The organism is Mycobacterium sp. (genome assembly GCF_032162605.1).
Classification (GTDB): Bacteria; Actinomycetota; Actinomycetes; order Mycobacteriales; family Mycobacteriaceae; genus Mycobacterium.
The window spans coordinates 1-3,519 of sequence record NZ_JAVROT010000481.1; the positions used below are offsets into that span (position 1 = coordinate 1).

A 3,519-nucleotide genomic window follows, 5' to 3' on the forward strand; every position below is an offset into this window, starting at 1 on the left:
GCACGGTTGCCGTGCGCTGAGCTTCCGCGGCCGATGGAGCAGTCACCGCGACGTCCACCAGGGCGATCCCACCCTCGTGGGTGGCTTGGATGCGCTGTGCCAGCACCTCCGGCGTGAGATTCACACCGAGGTCGGCGGCGACCCGTGAGGTCACGCTGGTGCTCCTGGCCAGGGTGGCATAGGTTTCCGCGCGTGCCTGCGCGTACGAGTCGCCCCCGTCGATGACTCGGCTGACGTCCCCTGGAGTGCGCACGAAGACGGTGGCCGCCGAGCGATACAGCGGGGGCCAAAGGATCAGGACCGCGATTGTCGCGGCCAGGGCGAGCAGGATGCCCCACATCAGCCATCGCCATCGGCCGCGAAGTACCCGTCCGTATTGTGCCAGCGTGGGATTCACGACGCCGGCACCGTGAAGCCGTTGGCCGACAGTTCGTCGACGAGCGCCGACGAGAGTGCAACGGCACCGTCCTGATTCGGATGGCTCCTGTCGGGGGCGAGCAAGGCGGACGTATCCGTATCGGCGAACCTGCTGATGGGATCGACGATCACCATGTCCCCGGTCGCAGGGTCAGCCCGGAGGCGGTCGATGAAATCTTGGTCGAAGCCCAGATCGTCGTTCGGGCGGTCGAGTGCTCGCGGCCGGATGAACACGATCCTGGCGGCGGGCCAGATCTGGCGCGCGGCCCCGATCGTCGATGCCATGACGGCGAATTCGTCATCGGTGGGTGCGAAGAGGTCGCTACGGCCGCCGTCGAACACGACGACGTCCGGTTTGTACGCATCGGCCAATTTGGTGAGACGCTCGTCGAAGGACGTCGATGGCCCGATGTCCGGGTTGACGAACCTGTTGGCGTCACCGCCGCTGATGTATCCGGTTCCCGGCTGTGCGGACAGGTCGCACTGCCAACCCATGCGGACTGCCGCCGTGCAGCCGTAGTACATCTCCTTGAGCCCGACTCCTCCGGTGTAGGCATCGGTGATGAACAGTGCGGTCGGCCCGACTGGAGCCGGCGGCTGCGGTCGTTGGACGGGTGCGGTGGACGGGGCCACGGTCATCGTCGGCGTGTGTTGCGGGCGCAACACGAATCCGAGGCCGCCCAATACCGCGATGGCCAGCACGATGGCGGCGACATCGGACCATCGGATCTTCCTCATTGGGCGACCTGGGTGCGCAGCCACGCCGCAATCTTGTCGGCAATCACGGATTGCCCCTCATCGGTGGGGCCGGTGAAGTCGGGCTGCATCTGCTGGGCCGTCAGCCACGGCGGGTCGAGCGCGTCGAGAAACGGTATCCCCGCGGCATCGGCAGCTTTGTGAATCTCGTCGGAAACGCCGGAGACCTCGGGCGGGACCGGCGTTTCGTACCAGGTCGGGCCGACGACGAGCGCCCGTACTCCGCTCAGCTGGATTTTGTTGAGGACATCGACGGCACCCTGGCCCACATAGCCCGATCCGGCGTATTCCGAGTCGCCGATTCCGGCCACCGCGACGATCATCTGCGGATCTGCGCCCGTCGCGCGGTCTACTTGGTACGTGAAGCCCTGTCCGCCCTGGCCGTCCGCAGCGAATCCGGCGCCGGGCAATGCGAAGTTCGCCACCGACCATCCGGTTCGCTGCGCCAATAGCGTCGGCCATACCACCCTATTGTTGCTCCCCGCGGCATAGGCGTCGCCGATGACGGCGATGCTCAGCCGGCGGAAAGCATTCGGGTCGTGCCTTGATTTCCCCAATACGAAAACCGACGCACCGACGAGTGCGCCAAGAAGTGCAATGGCAATTGCCACCGCCAGAATTGTTCGTCGCTTACGGATCGAAGCCCCCATGTTCAACGGTTACCGCTGACCGTCGGAGTATATGTCTATCAGCCGCTCGCCGATGGCGTGCATACCGAAGTCGCTGAGTACTGTTTCCTGGGCTCGCTTTCCCATCGCTCGCGCGGTGAGCTCATCGGTGAGGATGGATCTGACGGCTGCGACGAACGCCGGCGTCTGTCCGTCGGTGACGACGCCACAGCCCGCCTGTTTGACCAGTGGGGCAAGGCCACAGTCAGCGGAGATCACCACTGGCAGACCGACGGACATCGCTTCGAGCACCGACATGGGGTACGGCTCGCGCTCCGAGGGCAGCACATAGACGCTGGCTTCGGCCATGCGCCGGGGAATCGCCGCTGGCGGTAGGGCGCCCTCCCACGAAATGCGGGGCTCGCCGCCGATCGCTTCCTGCACCGCGGCGCCTTCCCCTTCATCGGGTCCCACCAGGGTGAACCGGGCGTCGAGGCCCTCGCCGAGCAGGGTCTTTGCCATGTCGACGAACGTCATCGGGTGTTTGCGGGCGTGTATGCGGGCCACGAAGAGCACCTCCGGTGTTTCGTGGTGGTGGCTCACTGCTGGATACTCCGGAACGCCATTGCCGAGCTGCGCGAGGCGTAGCGGCGCACGGGCGACGTCGGTGAGTTGTGCACCTTCCTGCTCGGTCAGGTAGAGCACCGCCTTGGCGTCCCGTAGCACCTTGCGCGTCCAGACCTTGTCGAGCGGTCCGGCGAGCGGATGGCGTGACGGTACGACCATGCCGTGGGTCTGTAACACATATGGGATGCGTTGTCGCCGTGCGGATATCGCCACGGGTAGCACGACGAGGTCGCGGCCGAAATGAATGTGCACGGCGTCGAACCCGGCTGCGCTACCGCGAAACCATTTGGCCAGCCCTGGCGCGCCCATGCCGGGGAAACCGGTGCCCGGCAGCAGGGTTCGCGCGCCGAACAATCGAACCGGCACCCCATTCACGTCGCGGGTGGGGATCGGATAGCCCCGGCTGCCTGCCGCGAGCGTCACGTCGTGCCCCTGCCTGACGAGCTCAGCGCACTGATTGAGCGCCACGCGGGCGGGCCCCCCGAAGGCTCCGTCGGGACTGAGCAGAGCCACCACCTGCAGGATGCGCATCAGCGTGGGCTGATGGTTGCCGGCGGCGGACGGACGATCGAGTTGGGAGGCACGTCGCTGGTGACGAGGGCGGTCGCCGCCACGACCGTGTTCGCGCCGACGGTGACGCCACGCAGCACCGTGCTACGCGCGCACAGCCACACGCCGTCCTCCAAGACGATGGGGGCGTTGTCGAATTCGAAGGTGGGTGACCTGTAGTCGTGGCTGCCCGTGCAGACGTAGGCATGCTGAGAGACGCAGACGTCGTCACCGATGATGATGTCGTCGAGGTTGTACAGTTCTGCGTCGGTACCGACCCACGAGTTGTTGCCGATGGTCAGCTTCCACGGCCATTGCACCCGGACTCGTTGTTTGATCAGAACGCCCTGACCGACCTCGGCTCCGAACCACCGCAGCAATGCGCAGCGCAGCCGATTGGGGCACCACACTTGGGTGAAGATCAGTGTGGATACCGCCACCCAGAGTGCTTGGGGCACGAATCCGCGGCCCTTGTCGTACGGGCGCCCGCGCCGAGCAGCCAGTGATCGCGTGGATTGAGAACTCAACCTTCACCCCCAAGAATTGAGAATTCAACCTTCAC

The 3,519-nt window shown here is 65.7% G+C and carries 5 protein-coding genes; all 5 read right to left on the bottom strand.

From position 1 onward, the window contains the following. The coding region (locus QOI01_RS26435; protein WP_526386127.1) for a YveK family protein at positions 1 to 397 on the bottom strand (397 nt) is incomplete at its 3' end. Beyond that, positions 394 to 1,155 carry an SGNH/GDSL hydrolase family protein gene (locus QOI01_RS26440; RefSeq protein WP_526386128.1) on the bottom strand — a complete coding sequence of 254 codons (762 nt, stop codon included), beginning with the start codon at positions 1,153 to 1,155 and terminating at the stop codon, positions 394 to 396. The genes QOI01_RS26440 and QOI01_RS26435, both read right to left, overlap by 4 nt. Then, on the bottom strand, positions 1,152 to 1,784 hold the full coding sequence (locus QOI01_RS26445; RefSeq protein ID WP_526386129.1) for an SGNH/GDSL hydrolase family protein: 633 nt from the start codon (positions 1,782 to 1,784) through the stop codon (positions 1,152 to 1,154). Before QOI01_RS26445 ends, QOI01_RS26440 begins: the two co-directional genes overlap by 4 nt. A 48-nt stretch (positions 1,785 to 1,832) precedes the next feature. Next, positions 1,833 to 2,939 carry a glycosyltransferase gene (locus QOI01_RS26450; RefSeq protein ID WP_526386130.1) on the bottom strand — a complete coding sequence of 369 codons (1,107 nt, stop codon included), beginning with the start codon at positions 2,937 to 2,939 and terminating at the stop codon, positions 1,833 to 1,835. Next, positions 2,939 to 3,484 carry a putative colanic acid biosynthesis acetyltransferase gene (locus tag QOI01_RS26455; RefSeq protein WP_526386131.1) on the bottom strand — a complete coding sequence of 182 codons (546 nt, stop codon included), beginning with the start codon at positions 3,482 to 3,484 and terminating at the stop codon, positions 2,939 to 2,941. The genes QOI01_RS26450 and QOI01_RS26455 overlap by 1 nt, the downstream gene beginning before the upstream one ends. Positions 3,485 to 3,519 lie beyond the last annotated feature (35 nt).

Coding starts and splice junctions, on each gene's coding strand:
- QOI01_RS26440 (WP_526386128.1), bottom strand. CDS start 1,155: ATGAGGAAGATCCGATGGTCCGATGTCGCCGCCATCGTGCTGGCCATC.
- QOI01_RS26450 (WP_526386130.1), bottom strand. CDS start 2,939: ATGCGCATCCTGCAGGTGGTGGCTCTGCTCAGTCCCGACGGAGCCTTC.